The organism is Brachybacterium sp. AOP29-B2-41, assembly GCF_052378395.1.
In the GTDB taxonomy this organism is placed as follows: domain Bacteria; phylum Actinomycetota; class Actinomycetes; order Actinomycetales; family Dermabacteraceae; genus Brachybacterium.
In genome coordinates this window covers 204148-227502 of record NZ_JBQSXR010000003.1, presented here as the reverse complement: position 1 = coordinate 227502, position 23355 = coordinate 204148, and the positions used below count along the sequence as shown (strand labels likewise).

Here is a 23355-nt window from a genome sequence, read left to right as displayed (position 1 = left end):
CGTACTGGAGGTCGCGTGTCCTCGTCCCTGTACCGCCTCGGTCGTCTGATGGCCTCCCTGCGCTGGAAGATCGTCGGCGCCTGGGCCGCGCTGCTGCTCATCGTGGGCGGCCTCGCCGTGGGCCTCGGCGGCACCTTCGCCACCGACATCCAGATCCCCGGCACCGAGGGACAGCGCGGCATCGATGCCCTCGCCCAGCGCTTCCCGGAGCTGGGCGGCACCGCAGGCCAGGTGGTGCTGGTGGCCCCCGACGGCACCACGGTCGATGAGCATCAGGACCAGATCGAGACGCTCATGGAGGAGATCGCCGCCGTCGACGGCGTCGCCGCCGCCCCCTCCCCCTTCGACGAGCTCTCTCCCGGCACCCGCACCGAGGACGACACCGCGATCATCGCCCAGTTCCAGATGGAGCCCTATGACGGCGAGTACCCCGCGGAGTCCATCGCCGAGATCACGCAGCTGATCGAGGAGGCGGAGACCCCGTCGCTCGAGACCCACGTCGGAGGCCAGGTGCTCCAGAGCGCCGAGATCCCCTTCGGCGCCGGAGAGGTGATCGGCGTCATCGTCGCGCTGCTGATCCTCGCTATCGTGTTCCGCTCGCTGGTCCCCGCGGTCATCCCGATTATCACCGCGGTCGTCGGCGTCGGCGTCTCGATGCTCGCCCTGGTCGCACTCTCCGCCGGGGTCGAGATCCCCTCGGTGACCACCGCGCTCGGCGCGATGCTCGGCCTCGCCGTCGGCATCGACTATGCCCTGTTCATCCTCTCGCGCCACCGCGACCAGCTCAGCCAGGGCGATGACGTCCACGAATCGATCGGCAAGGCCCTGGCCACCTCCGGCAGCGCCGTGATCTTCGCCGGCCTGACCGTGATCGTCGCGCTGGTGGGCCTGTTCATCACCGGCATCCCCTTCCTCACCGTGATGGGCGTCGCCGCAGCGGCGACCGTTGCCCTGTCCGTGGTCGTCGCCCTGACCATGCTCCCGGCGATGATGGGGATCCTCGGTGAACGTCTGCGCCCGCGCAGGATCCGCCGGGCCATGGCAGAACACGGCGGGACGCTGCCGGCCCCGGAGCCGGACGCGCGACCCCGTCGGAGCTTCGGCCGCACCTGGGTGCGCCTGGTGACCAAGGTGCCCGCGCTCACGATCCTGCTGGTGATCATCGGCGTCGGCGCCCTCGCGATCCCGATCAAGGACCTCGAGCTGGCACTGCCCGATCTCGGCACCGAGCCGCAGGGCACCTCCGCCCGCGACACCTATGACCTGGTCGCCGAGGAGTTCGGCCCCGGCTACAACGGACCCCTGCTGGTCACGGCCGACATCATCAACACCACCGATCCGCTCGGCGTGGTCGACGAGCTGGAGAGCGACATCGCCTCCCTCGACAACGTCAAGGAGATCCAGATGGCGACCCCCAACCGGGGTGCCGACATGGCGGTGGTGGTCGTGGTCCCCGACGGCGGGCCCACCGACCAGTCCACCAAGGACCTGGTCGCCGAGCTGCGCGGCAGCGCCGACGGCTGGGAGGACGAGCTGGCGATCTCCGAGGTGACGGTCACCGGTGCGACCGCCGTCGGCATCGACGTCACCGACAAGCTCTCCAGTGCTCTGCTGCCCTTCGCACTGTTCGTGGTGGGCCTCTCGCTGATCCTGCTCGCCCTCGTGTTCCGCTCCATCTGGGTGCCCATCAAGGCTTCCGTGGGCTATCTGTTCTCGGTCGCCGCGGCCTTCGGCGTGACCTCGATGGTGTTCGAGTACGGCTGGTTCAACGGACCGCTGTTCGTGCACGTCAACGGCCCCGTCGTCTCCTTCATGCCGATCATGGTGATGGGCGTGCTGTTCGGCCTGGCCATGGACTACGAAGTCTTCCTGGTCTCCCGCATGCGCGAGGAGTTCGTGCACACCGGCGATGCCCGCGGCGCGATCGAACGCGGCTTCACCGCCAACGCCCCGGTGGTCACTGCCGCGGCACTGATCATGGTCGCGGTGTTCGCCGGCTTCGTCACCTCCGGCTGGTTCATGCTGCAGCCGATCGCCGTGGCGCTCGCGGTGGGGGTGCTGGTCGATGCCTTCGTGGTGCGGATGACCTTCGTCCCCGCAGTGCTCGCGCTGCTGGGACGGCATGCCTGGTGGCTGCCGGGATGGCTGTCCCGCGCGCTGCCCACGGTCGATGTCGAGGGCGAGGGGCTGGCCGCGGTGCTCGAGCACCGCCGCTGGACCGGGGAGCACGGCGAGCACGCGCTGCGTCTGGACCAGGTCGTCGCGCCTCTGCTCGGTGCCTCCGGCACCGTGGGTCCGCTCACCGGCTCCATCGCCCCGGGCACCCTGCTGGTGGTGCGCGCGCCCGACGACGCCGCGCGCGCGACCTTCCTCGCGCTCGCCGCGGGTCGCCACACCCCGACCTCCGGCATCCTCGCCGTCCATGACCGCCTGGCCCCTGACGATCTCGGGGCGATCCAGGGACGTGCTCACTGGATCGGCGCCGGCGCACCTGTCGCGCACCGGCTGGTTGAGATCGATGGCCACGGCATCGGCCGGGCGGTGATCGTCATCGAGCAGATCGAGGATCTCGCCCACGCCGCCGCTGTCAGCGACGACACCCTCATCGAACGCCTCGACGCACTGCTGGAGAAGGGCGCCACGGTGATCGTCGGCTCCCGCACCGACCGTCCCGTCGACGCCGAACGCCACCTGTCCGGGAGCCTGCGCGATCCGCGCCGGCTGCTCGCCCTGTCCGTCCAACGCTCCACCGCGTCGTCTCCAGACACCGCGTCCTCCCTCGAAGGAGCCCTCGCATGAACCGCCTCACGCACCCCCGCACCCTGATCGTCGTCCTGGTGCTGCCGCTGCTGGTGGCCGCACTGGGCATGTGGGCGCTCAGCGGGCGCGTGGACCGCCTGGACACGGTGCCCGCCGCGGTCGTGAACCTCGATGCGGGCGCTGAGATCGAGAACGCCGACGGCGAGGTCCAGACCGTCCCCTTCGGCCGGCTGCTGGCCGGGTCCCTGACCCAGCCCGGCACCGTCGAGGGGCAGGACGCCCCCGACACCACCGGCTTCGACTGGCAGCTGACCAGCCAGGATGATGCCGCGCAGGGTCTCCAGGACGGCACCTACTCCGCCGTGGTGGTGATCCCGGAGAACTTCTCCCAGGATCTGGCCACGATCGGCACCCCCGAGGCCACCCAGGCGATCCTCGAGGTCACCACCAACGACGCCAGCGGCCAGATCAACGCCCTGGTGGGCACTGCGATCGCCGAGGCGTCCGCCTCCACCATGGGTGGGCAGATGGCACAGCAGTACCTCGACGGCCTCTACCTCGGCTTCAACGACCTCGGCGAGGGCTTCCGCGATGCCGCCGACGGTGCGCAGGACCTCTCCGAGGGCACCAGCGATCTGGACAGCGGCACCCAGGAGCTCGCCGAGGGCACCCGCACCCTGGCCGACGGGACCGAGAAGGCGGCCGAGGGCGCGCACGAGTTCTCCGGCGGGGTGTGGACCTTCGCCGACGGCACCTGGCAGGCGGCCGACGGGACCCGCACGCTCGCCGATGGACTCGACGAGCTGGCCACCGGCAGTGAGGATCTCGCCGACGGCGTCCTCGGACTGCAGGACGGCATGAACGGCACCGACGGCCAGCCGGGCCTGCTCGATGGCGCCTCGCTGCTCGCCGCCGGCGTGGAGGGCGACGGCACCGCGGAGAACCCGGGTCTCGAGGCCGGCGCGGACCAGCTCGCCACCGGCATCGAGCAGTTCGCGGACGGCGTCTCCCAGGCCGGAACCGCGGTCACGGGCGACGGCACCGCGGAGAACCCCGGCCTGGTCCCCACCGCGCAGGGCGTCGCAGAGGGCACCGCGGAGCTCGGCCAGGGCGCGCAGCAGGCCGCCGACGGGCTCGCCGGCACGCCCGAGCAGCCGGGCCTCGCCCAGGGCGCGCAGGGAGTGGTCACCTACGGCGAGAGCCTCTCAACCATCGTGAACGGCGACGGCAGCGCCGAGAACCCCGGTATGCATGAGCTGGCGCTCCAGATGGACGCGACCGCCGACGCGATGCTCCTCGAGGATCCCGAGGACCCGAACGCCCAGGCGATCAAGCAGCAGGCCCAGGGCATGCTCGGGTACGCGGAGGGAGCCTCGACGGTCGTGAACGGTGACGGCACCGTCGAGAACCCCGGCCTGACCGCCACCGCGCAGGGTGTGGGCGACGGCGCGACGACCGCTGCCGAGGGCGTCCAGCAGATCGCCGACGGCATCAACGGCACCGACGAGCAGCCGGGCCTGGTCCAGGGCACCGAGGGCGTGGTGACCTACGCCCAGGGCATCGCGTCCGCCGTCGACGGGGACGGCACCGCCGAGAACCCCGGGCTCACCGCGGCCGCGCAGCAGCTCGCCGCCGGCGCCCGCACCAGCGCCGACGGCGCCGGAGAACTGGTGAACGGGGTGAGCGGCCTGCATGACGGGCTGGTGCGGTATGCCGACGGCGTCGACCAGCTCGCGGAGGGCGCCTCGCAGCTCGCCACTGGCACCCGGACCAGCGCTGATGGCGCCGGAACCCTCGCCGATGGCACCGATCAGCTGGCCGAGGGGGCGACCGAGCTCGGCACCGGCGCGCAGCAGCTGGCGCAGGGCAATCAGCAGCTGGCCGATGGCTCCGGGGAGCTCGCGGAGGGCACTGAGGAGCTGGCCGAGGGCACCACCGGGCTCGCGGAGGGCACCGAGGAGCTGGCCGGCGGTCTGCGCGAGGGCGCGGACTCCGTGCCCTCGTACACCGAGGCCGAGCGCACCCGGATGGGTGAGATGGCCGCCGCTCCCGTCGGCACCGAGGTGGAGCGGCAGAACGAGGCGAACGGGGCGGATACCGCCACCTTCCCCTTCGTCACCGCGCTCGCGCTGTGGCTGGGCGCCTTCGGCACCTTCCTGCTGCTGCCGGCGCTGCGGCGCAGCCTGCTGGACCGGGCGCTGCCGATGTGGCAGGTGGTGCTGCGCTCGCTGGCACCGGCGCTGCTGATCGCGGTGGTGCAGACCGTCGCGGTGCTGTCGGTGCTCACCGCCATCGGCATCTCGCCGCTGTCCCCGCTGTCGGTGGGACTGGTGGCCTTCGCCGGGGCGGTCATGTTCGCCGCGCTGCACCAGATGCTGCTGACGCTGCTGGGCGATCGCATCGGCCGGATCTCTTCGATCGTGCTGATGGTGCTGCAGGTGGTGACGCTGGTGGGGATCGTGCCGGTGCAGACTGCTCCGGAGCTGCTGCAGTCGATCGGCTCGCTGATGCCGCTGTCGATCGTCACCCAGGGCCTGGTCCATGCGGCGCTCGGCGGGTCGCTGGTGAGCACCTCGAGCACCCTGCTGGGAATCGTTGCGTGGGCGGCGGTGTCGCTGCTGCTGACCCTGGTGGCCTCGCGCAGGGCCCGCTTCGCGCGGCGTTCCGTGCGGGTGGGCGCGGGGGCGGTCCCGGCGGCTGCCTGACGGGAGCAGTCACTGGAAGTCCCTGCTCACTGGAAGTCCCTGGACCTGCCCGCTGCGACCAGGTCCAGGGCGGTGACGTCGTCGGCGACGAGGTTCACCGCGCCGGTGCGGTTCTCCACGATGCCGCGCAGCACGATCGACCGGGCGGTGCGCAGCAGGGCCCGGTGCCGTACCCAGAACCCCTGGGAGCAGACCACGTTGAGGATCCCGGTCTCGTCCTCGAGGCTGAGGAAGGTGACGTTCCCGGCGGTCGCGGGGCGCTGGCGGTGGGTGATCACCCCGGCGACCCGGATCCGGGTCGAGTCCTCCGCCTCGCGGGTGCCGGCGATCGAGAGCACCCCGTCCCTCGTGAGCTGCTTCCGCAGCAGCGCCATCGGGTGGTCATCCAGGGTGATACCGGTGGCCCAGGCGTCGGCGGTGGCGAGCTCCGCCTCGCTCATCCCCGGCAGCATCGGCGCCTGGGCACCGATCGCGAGATGCGGCAGGGTGCCCGGGGATTCCTGCGCGGCGGCGCCCGCGGCCCACAGAGCCTGCCGACGCGAGCTCGCCAGCGCATCGAGCGCCCCGGCCGTGGCCAGTGCCTCGAGCTGCCGAGCGGTCAGCCGCACCCGGCGGGCCAGATCCGGGACCGAGACGAACACCCCACCGCGCTCCCGCTCCCCCGTGATCATCTCCGCGGTCTCGGTGCTGATGCCGCGCACCTGATCCAGGCCCAGCCGGATCGCCGGACCGGCCGCTGCGCTCTCTCCCTGGACCTGCTCCCGCGGCGGATCCACCCGGTAGCCGTGATGCTCCTCGTCGGTCTCCAGATCGGTGCGGGCGCGGCTGCGGAGCACATCGGGCCCGCGGGTGAGCACGCCATGCCGGCGGGCGTCCGCGACCAGCGACTGCGGGGAATAGAAGCCCATCGGCTGGGAGCGCAGGAGCGCCGCGGTGAACGCGGCCGGGTAGTGGCACTTCAGGTAGGAGCTCGCGTAGACGAGGTACGCGAAGGAATACGCGTGCGACTCGGGGAAGCCGTAGTTGGCGAAAGCCAGCAGCTTGCGGTGGACCGCGTCGGCGTCCTCCCCCACGATCCCGTGCTTGGCCATCCCCTCGAACAGCGCGTCGGAGAGCTCGAGCATCCTCTGGGTGGAGCGCTTGGAGCCCATCGCGCGGCGCAGCTGATCGGCCTGGGCGGGGGTGAAGTCCGCGACGTCGACCACCATCTGCATCAGCTGCTCCTGGAACAGCGGGATCCCGAGCGTGCGGCCCAGGGACTTCTCCAGCCGCGGGTGGAGGAAGGTGACCTCCTCCTCCTTGTTCCGGCGCCGGATGTAGGGGTGCACGCTTCCGCCCTGGATGGGGCCGGGCCGGATCAGCGCCACCTCCACCACCAGGTCGTAGAACTCCCGGGGCCGCAGCCGCGGGAGGGTGGAGATCTGGGCACGGGACTCCACCTGGAACACGCCCACGCTGTCCCCCTCGCACAGCATGTCGTAGACCGCCTCGTCCTCCTGCGGCAGGGTGCGCAGCTCGAAGTGCTGGCCGTGGTGCTCGGCGATGATCCGCAGCGCATGATCCAGCGCGGTGAGCATCCCCAGCCCCAGCAGGTCGAACTTCACCAGGCCCGCGTCGGCGCAGTCCTCCTTGTCCCACTGCAGCACGGAGCGGTTCTCCATCGCGGCCCACTGCACCGGGCACACCTCGATCACCGGCCGGTCGCACAGCACCATCCCGCCGGAGTGGATGCCGAGGTGGCGGGGGGCGTCACGCAGCTGGTGGGCGAGCTCGACCACGTCGGCGGGGACGTCCGCATCGGCGAGGGAGGAGAAGGAGCGCTCGATCCGCTTGGCGAAGGCGTCCTGCGCGCCGGGGTCGTAGCCGAGCGCCCGAGCCGCGTCGCGCACCGCGAGCCGGGCCCGGTAGGTGATGACGTTGGCGACCTGGGCGGCGTTCTCCCGCCCGTAACGGTCATAGACGTGCTGGATCACCTCCTCGCGGCGGTCGGAGGCGATGTCGATGTCGATGTCCGGCGGGCCGTCCCGCTCGGGGGCCAGGAACCGTTCGAACAGCAGGTGGTGGCCGACGGGCTCGACCGCGGTGATCCCCAGCGCGTAGCAGACGGCACTGTTGGCGGCCGAGCCCCGGCCCTGGGCGAGGATCCCCTCCCCGGCGCAGAAGTCGACGAGCTCGTGGACGATGAGGAAGTAGCCGGGGAAGTGCAGGTCGATGATGACCTTCAGCTCGTGGTCGATCTGCGCCCACGCCCCCGGGATCTGCTCGGGACGCTCTGCCGTCGGGCGCGGTCCGTAGCGCTCCTGGCCCTCGATCTCCACCAGCTCCACCAGCCAGCTGGCCTCGTCGTGCCCGGAGGGCACCGGGAATGGCGGCAGATCCGGGGCCAGCAGCCGCAGGTCGAAAGCGCAGTCCCGTCCCAGCCGTGCCGCCTGCGCGATCGCACTGGGATAGCGGGGCAGCAGCTGGGCCATCTCCTCGCCGCTGCGCAGGTGCGCGGGACGGGAGGAGAGGTGGGGATCAGCCTGGGCGAGCGGCACTCCGGCGCGCAGGGCGGCGTGGGTGTCCGCCAGGCGCTTGTCGGCCGGGCGGGCGTAGTGGGCGTTGGTGCTCGCCACCAGCGGCAGGGAGACCGCATCGAGCCCGTGGCTCTCGCGCACCAGGCGGGCGCCCTGGGCGAGCGCGTCGTGGAGTTCATCCGCCTCTCCCCCACCGCCGGCGATCAGCTCGACGGCGACGTTGCCGGGGCCGAACAGCTCCAGCAGTCGCGTGATGGCCTCCGCGGCCGCGTGGGCGGCCGCCTCGAGGTCCCCGACCTCCAGGTGCGGGGCCGCGGCCCGGGTCACCGAGCCTTTGCGACAGCCGGTGAGGATCTGCCAGTGCCCCTCGTGGGCGAGGCGGGAGAGCTCGGCGAGCCGGTAGCGGGGGGCGGCCTTCTGCCTGCTGTCGAGGTGAGCGCGGGCGATCGCGGCCGAGAGCTGGCGGTAGCCGTCCGTGTCGCGCACCAGCACCAGCAGGTGCTCCCCCTCCGGGTCCGGCACGCCGGTCCGGGGAGCGGAGATGATCGGGGTGGTGCTCGCCGCGTCCGCCCCGGGTTCGAGGCCCAGGGTCAGCTCGGCCCCGAAGACGGTGGCGATCCCCGCCTCCGCCGCAGCCTTCGCGAAGCGCACCGCGCCGGGCAGCCCGTCGTGGTCGACCAGGGTGATCGCCCCCAGCCCCAGCCGGGCGGCCTGTGCGGCCATGTCCTCGGGGCTCGAGGCGCCGTCGAGGAAGCTGAAGTGGGAGTGGGCGTGCAGCTCCGCGTAGTCGACGGTGCGCTCAGGCCGGTAGGCGTCATCGGTGACCTGCCCGGTGTGCTCGATGACGACCGGCGGGGAGACCACCTCGGCGGGACGGTCCGAGAGGATCGCCTCGAGGTCCTTCCACGCGGGTGGGCCGAGGAACCAGCGGGCCATGCTCAGATCCCCCGTGCTGCCGCGCCGGCGTAGAGCGCGCGTGCCGCCCTGCTCGCCGTCTCTGCATCGGCGCCGCCGACGCTGCGCGCCTCATACCTCTGCTGGTTGCGCGCCCGGCGCATCTGGTCGAAGCGTCGGGCGCCCGACTGCCCCGGTGGCGTGGTCAGCACTGCTTTCAGGAAGCGACCGAGTGCTTCATGCTGCCCCGGGCCGTTGGTCGTCCGGTATCCGTAGGCGGCCAGGAGCGATTCTCCGACGTCATGCGCGGCGTCATAGGCGAGGTTGTAGCGGCTCTCGGCCCAGGTGAGGTTGTCGAGGTCATCGAGACGCCGGCGCGCTTTCTCCAGGAACAGCTCTGCACGTCTCAGGTCGACAGGCACCTGTTCTAGGCGATGTGCGGTGACGAGCGCGTTGATGACCTGGCTCTGCGCGGTCTCAAGTGGGGTCAGGGCCATGGCAGCTCTCCGAGGACGGGGACGGTGGGACTGTTCCGCACCTGGGTGTGGAACCCCGAGTCACGGTCGAACTCGGCGCGGGTGGCGATCGTGGGATTCACCGGACGGCGCACGATCTCCTCGACCCGTCCGCAGGCGTCATACACCTCATCGGGGTCGGGGGTCCCGATGACCAGGACATCGATGTCGTTCGGGGCAGGTCCGTCGACTCCTCGCATCCGGGCGGCGAAGGAGCCGTGCAGGAACGCGCTCTCGACTCCCTGGATCCGGGAGAATTCCTCCTTGAGCAGCACGACGGGTCCGGTGGTGATGAGCAGGATCTCGCGGAGCGGAGTGAAGAGCGGACTGTCCGGATCGGCGCGGAGCAGACGTGTGCGCCCCACCTGCCGTTCGGCCAGGATCCCGGCCTGGAGCAGGCGGGCGGCTTCCCGGTGCACGGTGGGATATGCCAACCCCGTCTGCTCGGCGAGCTGGGTGAGATTGCGTTCCTCATCGTCGAGCATGAGCGCGGACAGCAGTCGGGCCTGGCCGTCCGACCGGAAGATCGGTGCAAGCAGAGGCGCTTCAGTTCTCATATAACGGAGGATATCCTCCATTATTGTGAGTCTCAAGGGGTTGATCACTGCTTCAGTCATAGAGTCCCTCCAGTGCCCAGTCGCCGGTCCGCGACAACGCGAGCACCGCGGTCTCCTCGGCGCTCGCGCCCCGCACGACCAGCTGCAGGCGGGCGGCGCGATGGCCGTCCCGGGCCCACCAGCGCTCATCGATCACCGTCGGGGCACCGTGGCCGAGCACCGGATAGCCGGAGCCGGCGCGCAGTCCCGCCCGTTGCAGGGCCGGAGCGCCGGGCGCGCTGACCAGCAGCTGAGCGGGCGGGGCGCTCAGCAGGCCGCGGGCGGTGACCACGACGGGCCGGCCGGAGGCGTCCTCGAGCCGCACCGCGGGCGGCTCGCGGAACACGGTGGCGGGTACCGGGCGCGGCAGGGAGCCGGGCCAGGGGCCGTCGCGGTGAGTGGGCTTCTCGCTGCGCCAGGGCACGAGCGTCACCTCCTCGGCGAGCAACCGCCCGCCTGTGAGGGCGGGGACCTGCACCGCGTCCTCTCCTGCCAGGCCCTGGGCTCGGGCGAGGGCGCGGGAGGCGCGCTGGGCCGCTTCCCCGGCGCTGCCCCACAGGGCGGGGGCGTTCTCCCCGGCCGGGGCGAGCTGCAGCGGGTGCAGACCGATCCGGGTGATCGCGCCGGTCGCGGGGCCGCCCAGGCGGGCGCGGGTGATCCAGCCGTCGCACTGCCAGCGGATGCGGTCCACGACATCGGCGGCGGTGAGCGCCCCGTCGTGCCGCCAGGTGCGCTCCATCTCCTCGCCGCTCTCGGTGCGGGCCACGATCCGCAGCCGGGTGCACACCAGGCCGTTCGCGGCCAGCATCTCGTGCAGCTGCTCGGCCAGCGGGCGGGCGATGAAGGCCGCCTGGTCGGTGCGCACCAGCGGGGTCTCCAGCGTGGTCTCGGCGAGGATCGGCTGGGTGGGATGGTGCGCCGCAGGCGGGGTGGGCTCCTCACCGCGGGACAGCAGGTGCAAGGTCGCAACGTCGGGGCCGAAGCGGTCGGCGACGGCGGCCGACGGGAGGGCGGCGAGGTCCCCGAGGGTGGTGATGCCGAGGCGCTGCAGCAGGTCGACGGTCTCGGCGAGATCCAGCCTGCGTTCCGGGCGGGTGGCCGAGGGCTGGCCGCGATGTCCCCAGCCGGGGCCGACGGGCGCGCTGCGCAGGGTCGCGATCGGGTGCGGGGCGAGGTAGTCGGCGCTGCGCCCCTCGCGCACGATCCGCCCGCGCGGGGAGGCGAGCAGCGCAGCGAAGGGACCGTCGGCGATCCCGACGGTGCAGTCCCAGCCGGTGAGCTCGGCGACGGCGTCGAGGATCTGCTCCGCCAGGGGTCCCTCGCCGCCCTGGTGGCGGGCGGGGCCGCGGGCCGACATCAGCAGCACCCCGGGACGCAGCACATCGACCCCGGCGGCGATCGTATCCACCGCGGCGGCGACCAGCTCGAACAAGGCGGATTCGTGCTCCCGGTCCGCCTCCAGCACGAGCGCCTCGGGACAGGCGGCGCGGGCGGCGCGTCGCTTCATCCCCGGCACCACCCCGGCCACCTGGGCGGCGGCCCCGGCATGGGTGACGCGGTGCTGGTCCAGCAGGATCACCGGGGCGGTGGCGAGGTCGAGCGACGGCGGGGTCTGCCCCGCCACTGTCTCTTTCCCTGCCGCTTTCGCAGTCTCTGCCTCGCTCTCGCTGCGGCGCTGGTGACGGTCCAGCGCCGCCAGCAGCGGCCAGTCCGGGACGGTGACGGCGACGGTGCGGGTCGCGGCGGGCGATCCCGAGGTGGGGAGCTTGGCAGGCGTATCCGTCGCGCTCATCAGCTGGCCCTCCGCACCGGTCGCAGCAGGCGCATCGGCTCTCGGACCTCTCGAACCTGCGGGGCGTCGGCGATCATGCCGCGCACCTGGGGCAGCAGCACCTCGGTGGTGCGGTGCCCGGCGATCCCGCGCCCGTCGGCGGTGATCTCGAGGCGGCGCCTGCGCAGCCGGCCCGAGCCGGTCCCGAGCCCTGCCCAGCCCTGGGTGACGGCGCGGAGGGTGAGGTCGGCGCGGCCGGGCGGGGTGGCGGCGAGGACCAGGGTGTCGGCGGTGCGGGCCCGGTTCAGCAGGCTGCGCCAGAGCCCGGGGGCGGGGTCCAGGTCAGGCCCCAGCACCAGCACGCCCACGCCGTCGGCCAGGGCGGAGAGCACCTGGGGGCGCTGGTCCCCGTCGGCCGGGGCGAGCGCGAGGCGGCAAGGATCCAGGCCGGCGTCCAGAGCGGAGCGCAGGCCCAGGTCGGACATGCCGGCGATCGCGCACCAGGAGTCCTCCCCCGCCGCAGCGACCGCGAGGGACAGCAGCAGCGAGGTGGTCGCGGCGCCCTGGATCGCCACGGAGCTGCCGGCGCGCAGACTGCCGCGCGGGAACAGCGTGGCGAGCGGTCCGGGGACCGGCAGGCGGGCGCCGAGGCCGTCATCGGCGGACTCTGCGCCTGGTCCTGCGACAGGTCCCGCGCCGGGGTCTGACACGGAGGGCGCCGACGACTGCAGAGCGGTCCGATCGATCCTCCCGCCCCAGCGCGCGGCAGAGCGCTCAGCCGCACCCAACGCGGCCCGAGCCCGAGACAGGCGCTGCTCGCGATCTTCTACCTGGAGGGCTGTGCCCATCGTGATTCCTCCTTCCGCCTCTCGCCATTCCGCTCACACACATGTTCGAACAGGGGTTCGAACTGTACGCCCAGAAGGGGTAGTGCTCAAGGCGTCCAGGTCGTGACTTCGAACGTACATGCGAAGCCTCTGGGAGGGGTGTGACAGACGGCGGCGGGGCGGCTCCGAGCCACAGGAGGCAGGAGGTGGGGACTGGGTCGATCAGCACCAGGGCTGGTATACATGCCGGTCATGAGCATCACAATCCGTCGGGCCGTCGTTGAGGATCTCGACGCCGTGCGCTTCATCGGCTTCTCGACATGGCCTCCTACCTACGGGCCGCTCAAGGGTGCCCGCTATGTCCTCGACGCGTTGGATAGCTATTGGAGCGCCGATGCCCTCCGTACCGCCATCGAGGCCGGAGACATCGACGTTGCCGAGACCGCGCAGGGGGTCGTGGGCATGGCTGAGGTTGCGGAGCTCGGTGACGACCTGGTCCTGTGGAAGCTCTACGTCCTGCCCTCGCAGCAGCGCTCAGGAATCGGGCACGAGCTGATCTCCGCCGCGAAGGATCGTGCCCGGGCACGGCGCCGCGGTCTGCTCACCGAGTACGTCTCGGAGAACTCGGATGCCGGCCGCTTCTACGAGCGGGAAGGGTTCGTGCCGACCGCCGCCCCGTGGCCCGGAACGGCTGCTGCGTGGGTGCGCTGGCAGGACGATCCAGGCCGGACCTTCACTCTCCGTCCCGCCACGACAGAGGATGCCCATGGCTGCGCGGCAGTGCATCACGCCTCGTGGGTTGAGACCTACTCCGAGCTGCTTCCGGCGTCGCACTGGGAGACCGACACTCTTGAGCAGCGCGCTGCGACCTGGCAGCGATGGCTCGACGGCGGAGTTGCCGTGACCGTCGCGGAATCCGCTGGTCAGATCATCGGCCTCGCCATCGCGCATACGGGACGACAGATCGGCCCTCATGCGCCGGTGCGCGACCGGGAGCTGTATTCGCTCTATGTGCTCTCCGCGCATCACGGCAGCGGGGCCGGCCAGGCCCTGCTCGAGGCGGTGCTCCCTGCGGACGTCCCCGCCCAGCTCTGGGTCGCCGCGGAGAACCCCCGCGCGCGCCGGTTCTATGAGCGCAACGGCTTCACTCCTGATGGTGCCCGTCACGTCGACGAGACGCTCGACCTCGCCGAGGTCCGGCTCGTCCGCTGACGCTCCGCCACGCTTCCCGACCGACCTTCAGAAGGACTTCCCCGCATGGATCTGAGCCTCCGACGCGCGGAGCGGCACGACGTCCCTGCCGCGCAGGCGGCCTATCGGGCGATCATCGATCACCTCGCGGCGACCGTCGACTTCCCGCACTGGCACACCGAGAACCATCCGATCCCGGACGAGGTCGCGGCCTGGATCGAGGCAGGAGAGCTCTACCTCGCCATCACCCGCGCTGGCGCCGACAGGACGGACACGCAGCCGGAGACGATCGCCGGGGTCGCCGTGCTGAACCACGACGCGGCGGAGCAGTACGCCGACGCGACCTGGGCCATCGATGCGACGCCGGACGAGGTGCTGGTGGTGCATGCTCTGGGCGTCGTTCCCGCTTTTCTCGGCCGAGGGGTCGCCCGCCATCTGGTCGAGTCCTCGCTCCAGCTCGCCCGGGACTGGAAGCTCCGCACGGTCAGGCTGGACACCTACGTCGAGAACATTCCGGCGCGGCGGCTCTACGCTCGCTGCGGATTCCACGACCTGGGATGCCACACGGTGCGCTACGAGGGCACCGATCTCAGCCAGTTCCACCTCTTCGAGTACGTCCTGTGAGGCGATGGCCGCTCGATCTTTGCGGTCAGCGGGTTGTCCACACCCGGAATTGCCCCCTTCCCCCACCTCTTCACAGAACCCCCGTCATCACTCCCTCCCATTCACGCCTCGCTGCAGTAGCGTTCGCCAGATCGGAAAATCCTGGCACAAGGGGGAACCGTGGAGAAGACGGTCGACAGATTCCAGGTACTGCTTGCCATTTTTGCCGTCGCGTTGATCATTGGACTGCCGATAGGTCTTTACTTCCTTGCGGTCCATACATTCACTGTTGCGACCGACACCTTCGATGCGGAGTGGGCTCTCGAAGAGAACTGGAATGTACTCCCAGCTGGGGGCGCCGAGCTCATTGACGCGATCGAAGACAAGGATGGATTCCATGGAGATGGATCTGCGGTGTACGTCTATGGCACCGCCGACTCTCCACCCTGGATCCTTCCTGATCAGGCGAGCGGCACCGACCACATTGCTCTACTCACGGCCCACGGCATCACGGAACAGCTGGCAGAAGTGCACGACGTCTCCGCGGTCCCCGAGTTGACGGCCTGTCGATCGATATCCGTGCAAGCTGACGGCAGCGAATTGATCGAATGTCGCACCGCAGACCTAAATATCTTCGTTCTTGCCGAAAGTATGATGTAGAGCCCGGTCAGTACGGCGGGAGCGGCGGGTTCTTCAGCCGCTCGAGCGCTCGGCGCTTCGCATCGAGCCCTGCCTGGTGACGTGTCCAGGAGTCCATGAGCTCACGCGTCATATAGGGGCTCGCGAGATCCTCGTTGTCGCGGACGATCACGTGCACTCGATCCTGGATCGACCAGGCGGTCCGTCCCGGCAGGCCGGGGGTGCACGGCAAACGGGTCGGGTCGATCAGCCCGGCGGTCTTCGCGCGGTGATGCTGCCAGCACAGGAGATGCAGGTTCTCGATCTCGGTGAGGCCGCCGCGCTCCGGATCTCCGTGGTTGTACTCCTCGATGTGGTCCGCCTCGGAGGCCCAGGAGATAGGGCGCGTGCATCCGGGAACAGCACAGGTGGTGTTGCGCAGCCGCAGATGTTCGAGCATGGCACGGGTCGGCGTGTAGACCTCCGCAGGCAGCGGTAGGAATGCTCCGCTGCACGGATCGGTGAGCACCCGGTACCAGGTGTCGCTCTGACCGGCCAGCTCGCGAGCCATCGCCGCGGGGATCGGGATCGTCCCCTCCAGCAGGCCGGGCTCCTGAGAGCCGCCGAGCATGGTCATGACGGGCACGGTGACGTTGAGGCGGAAACGGGGCTTCGACACCTGGACCCCGTCGGTATCGAAGGCGGCGCCGCCCAGCAGGTCGTACTGGATCAGGGCGAGGGAAGCGGTCATCGCCGTCTCGGCGACCGTCCCGCGCGGGTCCACCGGCGGGGCCTCCCCCGCTTCCAGGGCGTGGCGCTGAGCGGCTTGGACGGCGCGAGCGGCGGCATCGAGCCGCTGAGCGAGGGCAAGGATCTCCGGGGCGGGGCCGATCACTCTCAGGCATCCGATCCCGTCGTCCCGGGTGGGCAGCAGTTCCACCCGGCGCCGACCCTCGGGAGTGAGGTGCGCCGGGGTCTCCTGCTGGGATTCCAGCCGGCTGAGCAACCGGGAGAGCCGCTGATGGAACTGCTCGGTGGTGAGGGTGGCGGACCAGAGCGAAGTGGCGCTGTCCACCTGCCCCATCTGGCGTGGGGTGAGATGGCGGGTGCGGCGCAGGATGCGATCGAACCAGGCCGCGGGATACTCCCCACTTCCCAGACGGATCAGCGTGCGCGGGAGCTGGGTGACTGCGATGTGGGAGTCGTGAACGATGCGGCCCGCGACGGTCCGGGTGCAGCGCAGAGCCAGAGCGACGGAGAGGAGCTCTGCCTCTGCGCTGTCTTCGTCGTAGCCCTCGCACTCGGTGTCGTGGAACGACGGCGCGAGTGCGGTGAACCGTGCGGCCAGCCGGTGGCTCTCCTCGATCGAGGCCGCGTGGACGGGCCGCAGATGCTCCGGGAGGACGGGGGCGGCCGGAGTGGGGGCCGGCCGTGCGGGAGTCCCGTCAGCCCCGCTCTCATCGAACGGCACATTCGCGCTCTCATAGAGATCACCCATCGCACACACCTCCCCCTCGGGATCCACTGCGGAATGCTCACCAGGGGAAGACCCGTGAACGGCCGACAGATCAACACATCGTCATCTCATTATTTTATCAACATCCGATGTCAGCACAAGCCCCCGGGTCGAATCTGTGGATATTGTGGATAAGTAGGTGGTGGGGAGGAAAGGTGCCGCTGGGTTCTGTGGATAAGCCACCACTGTGGAGGAATCGTCACGCCATGCACGGTGGTCACAGGTCACTGTCGACGAATGGCTCGAGGCGAGGGTGGGCTCTGCGGCGGTCCTGCAGGATTTCAGGAATGACCAATCTACGCACCAAATAGGCGCCGTCTAGGAATCTCGACAGAATCCCTCTTGCGCCGCAAGGAGTGATTCCACCCTGGACGGAAACGTCCGGACGGTAACACAGGTCAGCGCGCGATCTCGTCAGAAAAGAAATTCGCATATTCGATGCGTGCAGCACTATTCTCGGCGCATGAGAAATGTCCACGATCGAAGCCTCCCTTCTCTCAGGGCAATGCTCATCGCCCCTTACGTCACCGCGGCCGCGACGCTGAGGGCCTCGCGCGCGATGCGCACGCTCGCACTGCTGACTGGAGTCAATGCGCTGGGCAATGGGCTCTTCGCGACGATCAGCATCCTCTTCTACACCCAGCACCTCGGCTTCTCGGTCGGCGTCGTCTCCGTCGCCCTGGTGCTCGCCACCGTGCTCGCGATCGGGGGTGATCTGGTCAGCGGGAGGTTCTCCGATGCCTCGAGCCCGAAGCCGGTGCTTCTGGCCGGGCTCGCGCTCTCCGCTCTTTCCACCGCCCTCTTGCTGGCGGTCTGGGATGAGGCGAGCTTCGTAGTCGCGCTGTGCCTGATCAGCCTCGGGCAGGGGCTGTGCATGTCCTCGAACACCACTCTGATCCGGCGCCTCGCACACGAGAATCCGGCGCTCGCCCGAGCCTCGCTCAGGTCCCTGCTCACCCCGGCGTCTCTGCCGGTGCCCTGCTGGCCGGGCTGGTCCTGGCCAGCGGCGAGCTGGCGGCGTTCCGGATCGCGATCCTCGGCAATGCTCTCACCTTCGTCATCGCCGCCATGCTGCTGCTGGGCATCACGGTTCCGCCTGCCCCGCCCGGGGCTCCAGGGCGACCGCGCCCGGTGCTCCCCGATCGGCGATTCGCCGTGTTCTCGCTCGCCAACGGTGCGATCGGGATCTACTTGCACGTGCTGTCCTTCGCACTCCCCCTGTGGGCGGTGATCCATCATCCGGAGCTGATCTGGGTCGTCGGCCTTCTGGTCGCGCTGAACGTCCTGTTCACCGCCACCTTCCAGGTGCCAGCGAGCGCGGGAATCGAGAGTGTCGCAGCGGCGAGCAGGCGGCTGGTCGTCGGCGCCCTCTGCCTCGCGCTCTCCTACCTGTTCTTCCTCTCCGGCTGGTCGTCCTCACCGGGCGTGCTGGTGCTCGTGCTGATCGTCTTCCTCGCAGCACACACGGCGGGAGAGGTGCTGTACAGCGCCGGGACGATGGAGCTGCTGTTCCGGCTGGCGCCTGCGCAGCAGCAGGGTCAGTACGGCGCCTTCTATGGGATCAGCAACGGGCTGATGTCCTCCGTGGCGCCCGCACTTCTCGGCGCCGCGATCGCCCTGAACGGTGGATGGGGATGGTGGCTGATCGCCGGGGCGACGATCCTGCTGGCGCTTCTCATCTGCGCTGTGAGCAGAGGCGCCGGACCACAGGACGCCCTCGACACGATCACTGCGTGACCCGCCCCGCGTCTCCCGAGGCTCAGCGACCGAACAGTCGAGCGAAGAATCCGCTGGACTGACCGGCGCGCCCGGACCCCGCGGCGGCGGGGGCATCCTCATGCCCGCGGCAGCGGTCGGCGGCGGCCACCCCGGCCATGACTTGATCGATGTGCTGGCCGCATCCGGCCCAGGTGGTCTTGCCGCAGGTGCGGCAGGTGACGGCTCGACACATGGCGAGTCCTTTCCAAGAATCTGGTGAGGGATCTACTCTTCAGGAGACGAGCTGATCAGGGGCGTTCTGAGCCGCCCAGGAGGCCCAACCCGCGTAGCTGCCCTCGAGCTCGACCACCTCGAAGCCGGCCCGGCGCAGCGCGGCCGCCGCCACGGCGTTACGCACGCCCGACTGGCAGTAGGTCACCAGCGGGCCGGCCTCTGGGGCGGGCAGAGCGTCCTGGTGGAAGAGGACCTTGCCTGCGTTGAGCTGCTGTGATCCGGGGAGGTGGCCGTCGGCGTGCTCGGTGCGGTTGCGCACATCAAGCAGATGGGCGCCCTCGTGCTGGGACAGGAAGCCTTCCAAGTCCGCCGGCGCGATCGTTTCCGGGACGGTGTGCGGCAGGCCCTCGAGCGTCGAGGTGTACCCGGCGACGCGGTCGATGCCCACGCGCACCAGGTGGTCGCGGATCTCTTCAGCTGCCTCGGCGTCGGGTGCGAGCAGCACCAGCGGCGTGTCCTCGGCGTCAGGGTCATAGGCCCAGGCCCCGAAGCTCGCTGCCTTGGCGGCGCTGGGGACGGTCAGTGCACGGTCGACCGTGCCGCGGTGGAATTCACCCTGCGGGCGGACGTCGACGAAGACCATGGTGCCGTCGTCCAGGCTGTGCGCGACCTGTGCGGTCGAGAGCTCCGTGAGCGGCGGCCGCTCGCCGAGCAGGGCCGGGCCCTGGACGTTCTGGCGCTTCATGCGGGCGAAATACGCGTGCGCGTCGGGCTGGCCGTCGAGCAGCTCGTCGACGAAGCCCTGCTCGTCGTCGCTGGCGAGATAGGGCGCCCACCAGGCGAACCTGCGCTCGTAGCCGACGGTGGTCGAGGGCAGCGCGCCGAGGGCCTTGCCGCAGGCGGAACCGGCGCCGTGGCCGGGGAAGACCTGCACGTGGTCGGGGATGGTGAGGAAGGAGTCCTTCAGCGAGGCGAACAGCTGCTTCGCGCCGGCGAAGCGGGTGTCCTGGAATCCGGCGGCCTCGTCCAGCAGGTCCGGCCGGCCCACGTCGCCGGAGAAGACGAAGTCCCCGGTGAGGTAGTAGCCGGGCTCGTCCGTGACGGCACCGTCGGTGACCAGGAAGGACAGATGCTCCGGGGTGTGGCCGGGCGTGTGCCGGGCGGTGATGGTGACGTTGCCGAGCGTGAGGGTGTCCAGATCATGCAGGACCTCCGCATCGAAGCGGTAGGTCCAGTCCTCGTCACCCTCGCCGGAGACGTAGCCGGTCGCGCCGGTCGCCGCGACCAGCTCGCGGGTGCCGGAGAGGAAGTCGGCGTGCACATGCGTCTCGGTGACGGCGACGATCCGCAGGCCATGGCGGGCGGCGAGGTCCAGGTACTGCTGGACATCGCGCCGAGGATCGACGACGAGCGCCTCCCCGCTGGCCTGACAGCCGATCAGGTAGCTGGCCTGGGCGAGATCCTCATCGTAGATGCGCTCGAGAAGCATGATTCCTCCTGCGGTTCTGGAATGGATGATGCTGCATGGGTGAATGACTGCGGTGGCCGGGGCGGCCTCCACGGCACAGGCCGAAGCTCAGGCCAGGGACAGGAACATCTTCTCCATGTCCTTCTTGTCCAGGCTCTCCTCCGGGTTCTTCAAGCACTGCTCGAGGCCGCTGGCGATGATCGCGAATCCTGCTCGGTCCAGCGCCTTGGACACCGCGGCGAGCTGAGTGACCACGTCCTTGCAGTCCCGCCCCTCCTCGAGCATGCGCACGACGGCGGCCAGCTGCCCCTCGGCGCGCTTGAGGCGGTGGACGGTGGGGGTGAGCTCATCGAGGTTCAGCTGCACGGAAGGCTCCTGGTGGTCGGGGCTCTGATCCTATACCCCTGGGGGTATCAAGCTCAATGCTACGGGAGGACGATGAACGGCCGCGGAACAGCACTCCACGACGCCGCCGCGAACAGGCGAAGTCCCCCGCGCAGCGGTATGGCAGAGTTTCCTATAGGGCCATGAACAGCCCGCCACGCCTGAGCGAAGGAGCCTCCGTATGCGCGCACTGATGCTGCACGAGAAAAACCGGATGTCGATCGAGGAGGTCGAGCCCGTCGGCTCCCCTGGACCGGGAGAGGTCCGGATCAAGATGCACACCGTCGGCATCTGCGCCTCGGACGTGCACTACTGGACCGATGGCAAGATCGGACCCTTCGTGGTCGAGGCGCCGATGATCCTGGGCCATGAAGGTGCCGGCACCGTCGTCGAGGTCGGCGAGGGCGTCACCCACCTCTCCCCCGGTGACCGGGTCGCGATGGAGCCCGGCGTGCCCGATCCCAGCTCCCGTGCGGTGCGCGAGGGCAACTACAACGTGGACCCCGGCGTGCAGTTCTGGGCCACCCCGCCCGTGCACGGCTGCCTCGTCGACGAGGTCATCCACTCCGCCGCGTACACCTTCAAGCTCCCCGACAGCCTCAGCTTCGCCGAGGGTGCGCTCATCGAGCCGTTCTCCGTGGGCATGTATGCCGCGACGAAGGCGGGGATCAAGCCTGGCGATGTCGCCGCCGTCGTCGGCGCCGGGACCATCGGGATCATGACCGCTCTCGCCGCCCGTGCGGGCGGTGCCAGCACCGTCTTCATCTCCGACGTGCTGCCGCAGAAGCTCGCCCTGCTCGACGGTCTCGAGGGCATCGTCACGGTCGACGCCACGAAGGAGGACCTGGGCGAGCGGGTGCGCGCGGAGACCGGTGGCTGGGGCCCGCAGGTCGTGTTCGAGGCGACCGGTGCCACTCCCGCCTACAAGAACCTCTGGTCGCTGCCCGCGCCGGGCGGCCGCATCGTGCTGGTGGGCATGCCGGTGGATCCGGTGCCCTTCGACATCGCCACCGCGCAGAGCCGCGGCATCTCCCTGGAGACGGTGTTCCGCTACGCGAACGTCTACCAGAAGGCGATCGACCTCGCCGCGACCGATGCCGTGGACCTCTCCCGCTTCGTCTCGGAGACCTTCACCTTCGAGAACTCCGTGCAGGCCTTCGAGCGCTTCCTCGAGGGCCGGCCGACGGATGTGAAGCTGCAGATCACACTCTGATGCCCCGCCTGCGGGTGCTGCTGGACCTCGACGGCACGCTGGTGGACCGCCAGCGTGCCTTCGAGGACTGGGCTGCTCGCTTCGTCGAGGAGATGGATGCCGGGGCGGAGGATCTCGCCTGGCTGATCCAGGCTGACCGCGGCGGCTATCGCCCTCGCCAGGAGCTCGCCGCGGCCATCGTCGACCGACTCGGGCCGAAGAACTCCACCACCCGTCTCGAGCAGCGCCTGCAGCTCGAGGTGATCGAAAGCATCACCTGCTACCCCGGGGCGCTCGATGCGCTGCGCGTTCTGCGCGACGGGGGTGCTGAGCTCATCCTGGTCACCAACGGGACCGTTCTCCAGCAGAGCGCGAAGATCGAGCGCACTGGGCTCAGCCCGCTCCTGGGTCGAGTGGTGATCTCCGAGGCGGTGGGGGGTGAAGAAGCCGGATCCGAGGATCTTCGCGCTCGCTGTCGACGGGCTCGAGAACGGCATCGAGACGTGGATGGTGGGCGATCATCCGTCGGCCGATATCGCGGGTGGCCGCGCGGCCGAGTTCTTGACTGGCTGGGTCAGTCATGGGGAAATCTGGCCGCACCCCTGGGAGCCGACGTTGAGCGCATCGACAACCAGGGAGATCCTGTGGACCCTTGCCGCATGACGTGGGAGTGCTCCGCGGACGCCTCTCTCCGGAGGCGCCAGGAAGGGATAGTCTCAAGAGCTGATTTGCACCCCCATAGGAGCTGATGATGTCCGCCTCTCCCGTCACCGTCGTGCCCGCCGTGCGTCTGGCACCCGACGCCCCCGCCGCCGCCACGACGCCGGACCAGTCCCCGGTTCAGTACGCCGTGCACGTGCTGCACGACAATCCCGAGTGGCTGCCACCGTTCCGCCGGGCCTTCGAGGCCGAGGGCGTGCCGCTGGTCGAATGGCGACTCGGCGAAGGTCACCTCGACCTGGACTCCGAACCGCCCCGCGGAGTGATCTGGTCGCGCCTGAGCGCCTCCTCGCACACCCGCAACGCCCCGCTCGCCAAGGACGCCGCCCGCTCGATCACTGCCTGGGCCGCCTCCTGGGGTCGCCGCGTGGTCAACGGCCAGCACGTCGCGGACCTCGAGGTCTCCAAGATCCTCCAGCACGCCCAGCTGCGTCGCGCCGGCTTCGACGTACCTCGCACCCTCGCAGTCTTCGGGAGCGACAGACTGATCGACGTGGCCGAAGGCTTCCGTGCTCCGTTCCTGACCAAGCACAACCAGGGCGGTAAGGGGCTCGGAGTGCGTCGTTTCGACGACCACGCCACTTTCGCCGACTACGTGCACGGCGACGAATTCGAGGACGCCGCCGACGGGATCACCTTGCTGCAGGAGCTGCTGGTCGCCGACGAGCCCGCCATCACCCGTGCCGAGTTCGTCGGCGGTGAGTTCGTCTACGCGGTGCGGGTGGACACCTCCGGTGGGGCCTTCGAGCTGTGCCCCGCTGAGGCCTGCGCCATCCCCGGCCAGGACGACGCGGCGGAGCCGATGTTCCGGATCCGCCCTGAGGTGACCGCAAGTACGCCTCTGATCCGCCGGTACCAGGCGCTGCTGACCGAGCTGGGTATCGAGATCGCCGGGATCGAGTACATGACGACGGTAGACGGCCGTACCGTCACCTACGACGTCAATACCAACACCAACTACAACCCCGAGGTCGAGGCATCTCTGGAAGTCTCTGCCGCCCGGCACATCGCCCGCTACCTGGGTTCCCTGCTGAACGAAGAACGAGAGGCAGACGAGAACTGATCCCGGGACGTGGATGGTGGGAGATCGTCCCTCGGCCGGCGTCGGCGGCGCACGAGCCGTCTGCGGACGCGACGATCCGGTTCA

At 70.1% G+C, this 23355-nt stretch carries 18 protein-coding genes and 1 pseudogene; 10 read left to right on the top strand and 9 right to left on the bottom strand.

The features are described from left to right. Window positions 1–15 precede the first annotated feature (15 nt). Both ACT3T9_RS04765 and ACT3T9_RS04760 read left to right on the top strand, forming a co-directional pair. Window positions 16–2799: an MMPL family transporter gene (locus ACT3T9_RS04765; RefSeq protein ID WP_444606054.1), complete on the top strand. Its 2784-nt coding sequence runs from the start codon at window positions 16–18 to the stop codon at window positions 2797–2799. Continuing rightward, window positions 2796–5465, top strand: a complete 2670-nt coding sequence (locus ACT3T9_RS04760; RefSeq protein ID WP_444606053.1) for a YhgE/Pip family protein — start codon at window positions 2796–2798, stop codon at window positions 5463–5465. Before ACT3T9_RS04765 ends, ACT3T9_RS04760 begins: the two co-directional genes overlap by 4 nt. Window positions 5466–5491: 26 nt before the next feature. On the opposite strand, the gene ACT3T9_RS04755 is transcribed toward ACT3T9_RS04760, so the two are convergent. The 5 genes from ACT3T9_RS04755 to ACT3T9_RS04735 are packed head-to-tail and all read right to left on the bottom strand — an operon-like array spanning window position 5492 to window position 12605. Continuing rightward, window positions 5492–8917, bottom strand: a complete 3426-nt coding sequence (locus ACT3T9_RS04755; protein WP_444606052.1) for an error-prone DNA polymerase — start codon at window positions 8915–8917, stop codon at window positions 5492–5494. Window positions 8918–8919: 2 nt separating this feature from the next. After that, window positions 8920–9372 carry a hypothetical protein gene (locus tag ACT3T9_RS04750; protein ID WP_444592505.1) on the bottom strand — a complete coding sequence of 151 codons (453 nt, stop codon included), beginning with the start codon at window positions 9370–9372 and terminating at the stop codon, window positions 8920–8922. After that, complete coding sequence (locus ACT3T9_RS04745; protein ID WP_444592504.1) at window positions 9363–9947, bottom strand: ArsR family transcriptional regulator; 585 nt, start codon at window positions 9945–9947, stop codon at window positions 9363–9365. Before ACT3T9_RS04745 ends, ACT3T9_RS04750 begins: the two co-directional genes overlap by 10 nt. A gap of 52 nt (window positions 9948–9999) precedes the next feature. Continuing rightward, window positions 10000–11778 (bottom strand): DNA polymerase Y family protein, encoded by a 1779-nt coding sequence (locus tag ACT3T9_RS04740; protein WP_444606051.1) that lies wholly within the window; start codon window positions 11776–11778, stop codon window positions 10000–10002. Beyond that, entirely contained in the window at window positions 11778–12605 is an 828-nt protein-coding gene (locus tag ACT3T9_RS04735; protein WP_444606050.1) for a hypothetical protein, read from the bottom strand. Before ACT3T9_RS04735 ends, ACT3T9_RS04740 begins: the two co-directional genes overlap by 1 nt. Window positions 12606–12836: 231 nt before the next feature. On the opposite strand from ACT3T9_RS04735, the gene ACT3T9_RS04730 reads away from it, so the two are divergent. The 3 genes from ACT3T9_RS04730 to ACT3T9_RS04720 all read left to right on the top strand — a co-directional run bounded on the left by ACT3T9_RS04730 (window position 12837) and on the right by ACT3T9_RS04720 (window position 15038). Next, window positions 12837–13796, top strand: coding sequence for a GNAT family N-acetyltransferase (locus ACT3T9_RS04730; RefSeq protein ID WP_444606049.1), 960 nt, complete (start codon window positions 12837–12839; stop codon window positions 13794–13796). Between the two features lie 45 nt (window positions 13797–13841). Further along, window positions 13842–14399, top strand: a complete 558-nt coding sequence (locus tag ACT3T9_RS04725; protein ID WP_444606048.1) for a GNAT family N-acetyltransferase — start codon at window positions 13842–13844, stop codon at window positions 14397–14399. A 159-nt stretch (window positions 14400–14558) separates the two neighbouring features. Then, window positions 14559–15038 carry a hypothetical protein gene (locus tag ACT3T9_RS04720; RefSeq protein ID WP_444606047.1) on the top strand — a complete coding sequence of 160 codons (480 nt, stop codon included), beginning with the start codon at window positions 14559–14561 and terminating at the stop codon, window positions 15036–15038. Window positions 15039–15045: 7 nt separating this feature from the next. On the opposite strand, the gene ACT3T9_RS04715 is transcribed toward ACT3T9_RS04720, so the two are convergent. After that, window positions 15046–16494 carry a DUF222 domain-containing protein gene (locus tag ACT3T9_RS04715; RefSeq protein WP_444606046.1) on the bottom strand — a complete coding sequence of 483 codons (1449 nt, stop codon included), beginning with the start codon at window positions 16492–16494 and terminating at the stop codon, window positions 15046–15048. Window positions 16495–16975: 481 nt separating this feature from the next. Here ACT3T9_RS04715 and ACT3T9_RS04710 point away from each other — a divergent pair. Together ACT3T9_RS04710 and ACT3T9_RS04705 are read left to right on the top strand one after the other, a co-directional pair. Continuing rightward, window positions 16976–17368 (top strand): annotated as a pseudogene (locus ACT3T9_RS04710) (MFS transporter); the annotation flags it as partial. Window positions 17369–17382: 14 nt separating this feature from the next. Then, window positions 17383–18249, top strand: coding sequence for an MFS transporter (locus ACT3T9_RS04705; protein WP_444606071.1), 867 nt, complete (start codon window positions 17383–17385; stop codon window positions 18247–18249). Window positions 18250–18271: 22 nt separating this feature from the next. On the opposite strand, the gene ACT3T9_RS04700 is transcribed toward ACT3T9_RS04705, so the two are convergent. The 3 genes from ACT3T9_RS04700 to ACT3T9_RS04690 all read right to left on the bottom strand — a co-directional run bounded on the left by ACT3T9_RS04700 (window position 18272) and on the right by ACT3T9_RS04690 (window position 20278). After that, on the bottom strand, window positions 18272–18463 hold the full coding sequence (locus tag ACT3T9_RS04700) for a hypothetical protein (protein ID WP_345080113.1): 192 nt from the start codon (window positions 18461–18463) through the stop codon (window positions 18272–18274). 39 nt (window positions 18464–18502) lie between these two features. After that, on the bottom strand, window positions 18503–19933 hold the full coding sequence (locus ACT3T9_RS04695; RefSeq protein ID WP_345080110.1) for an MBL fold metallo-hydrolase: 1431 nt from the start codon (window positions 19931–19933) through the stop codon (window positions 18503–18505). Window positions 19934–20020: 87 nt separating this feature from the next. Then, on the bottom strand, window positions 20021–20278 hold the full coding sequence (locus ACT3T9_RS04690) for a metal-sensitive transcriptional regulator (RefSeq protein WP_345080107.1): 258 nt from the start codon (window positions 20276–20278) through the stop codon (window positions 20021–20023). A 199-nt stretch (window positions 20279–20477) separates the two neighbouring features. Here ACT3T9_RS04690 and ACT3T9_RS04685 point away from each other — a divergent pair, with 199 nt between their 5' ends. From ACT3T9_RS04685 to ACT3T9_RS04675, 3 genes are read left to right on the top strand one after another with little or no spacing between them, the layout of a single operon-like run. Continuing rightward, a complete protein-coding gene (locus ACT3T9_RS04685; protein WP_444606045.1) occupies window positions 20478–21509 on the top strand; it encodes an NAD(P)-dependent alcohol dehydrogenase in 1032 nt (343 codons plus the stop codon). Then, the gene (locus ACT3T9_RS04680; protein ID WP_444606044.1) at window positions 21509–22237 is read left to right on the top strand and encodes an HAD family hydrolase; all 729 of its coding nucleotides are present in this window, start codon (window positions 21509–21511) and stop codon (window positions 22235–22237) included. The genes ACT3T9_RS04685 and ACT3T9_RS04680 overlap by 1 nt, the downstream gene beginning before the upstream one ends. Then, window positions 22237–23271, top strand: coding sequence for an ATP-grasp domain-containing protein (locus ACT3T9_RS04675; RefSeq protein WP_441443046.1), 1035 nt, complete (start codon window positions 22237–22239; stop codon window positions 23269–23271). Before ACT3T9_RS04680 ends, ACT3T9_RS04675 begins: the two co-directional genes overlap by 1 nt. Window positions 23272–23355 lie beyond the last annotated feature (84 nt).

Coding starts and splice junctions, on each gene's coding strand:
- ACT3T9_RS04760 (WP_444606053.1), top strand. CDS start 2,796: ATGAACCGCCTCACGCACCCCCGCACCCTGATCGTCGTCCTGGTGCTG.
- ACT3T9_RS04755 (WP_444606052.1), bottom strand. CDS start 8,917: ATGGCCCGCTGGTTCCTCGGCCCACCCGCGTGGAAGGACCTCGAGGCG.
- ACT3T9_RS04750 (WP_444592505.1), bottom strand. CDS start 9,372: ATGGCCCTGACCCCACTTGAGACCGCGCAGAGCCAGGTCATCAACGCG.
- ACT3T9_RS04745 (WP_444592504.1), bottom strand. CDS start 9,947: ATGAGAACTGAAGCGCCTCTGCTTGCACCGATCTTCCGGTCGGACGGC.
- ACT3T9_RS04740 (WP_444606051.1), bottom strand. CDS start 11,778: ATGAGCGCGACGGATACGCCTGCCAAGCTCCCCACCTCGGGATCGCCC.
- ACT3T9_RS04735 (WP_444606050.1), bottom strand. CDS start 12,605: ATGGGCACAGCCCTCCAGGTAGAAGATCGCGAGCAGCGCCTGTCTCGG.
- ACT3T9_RS04730 (WP_444606049.1), top strand. CDS start 12,837: ATGAGCATCACAATCCGTCGGGCCGTCGTTGAGGATCTCGACGCCGTG.
- ACT3T9_RS04725 (WP_444606048.1), top strand. CDS start 13,842: ATGGATCTGAGCCTCCGACGCGCGGAGCGGCACGACGTCCCTGCCGCG.
- ACT3T9_RS04715 (WP_444606046.1), bottom strand. CDS start 16,494: ATGGGTGATCTCTATGAGAGCGCGAATGTGCCGTTCGATGAGAGCGGG.
- ACT3T9_RS04700 (WP_345080113.1), bottom strand. CDS start 18,463: ATGTGTCGAGCCGTCACCTGCCGCACCTGCGGCAAGACCACCTGGGCC.
- ACT3T9_RS04695 (WP_345080110.1), bottom strand. CDS start 19,933: ATGCTTCTCGAGCGCATCTACGATGAGGATCTCGCCCAGGCCAGCTAC.
- ACT3T9_RS04685 (WP_444606045.1), top strand. CDS start 20,478: ATGCGCGCACTGATGCTGCACGAGAAAAACCGGATGTCGATCGAGGAG.
- ACT3T9_RS04680 (WP_444606044.1), top strand. CDS start 21,509: ATGCCCCGCCTGCGGGTGCTGCTGGACCTCGACGGCACGCTGGTGGAC.
- ACT3T9_RS04675 (WP_441443046.1), top strand. CDS start 22,237: ATGATGTCCGCCTCTCCCGTCACCGTCGTGCCCGCCGTGCGTCTGGCA.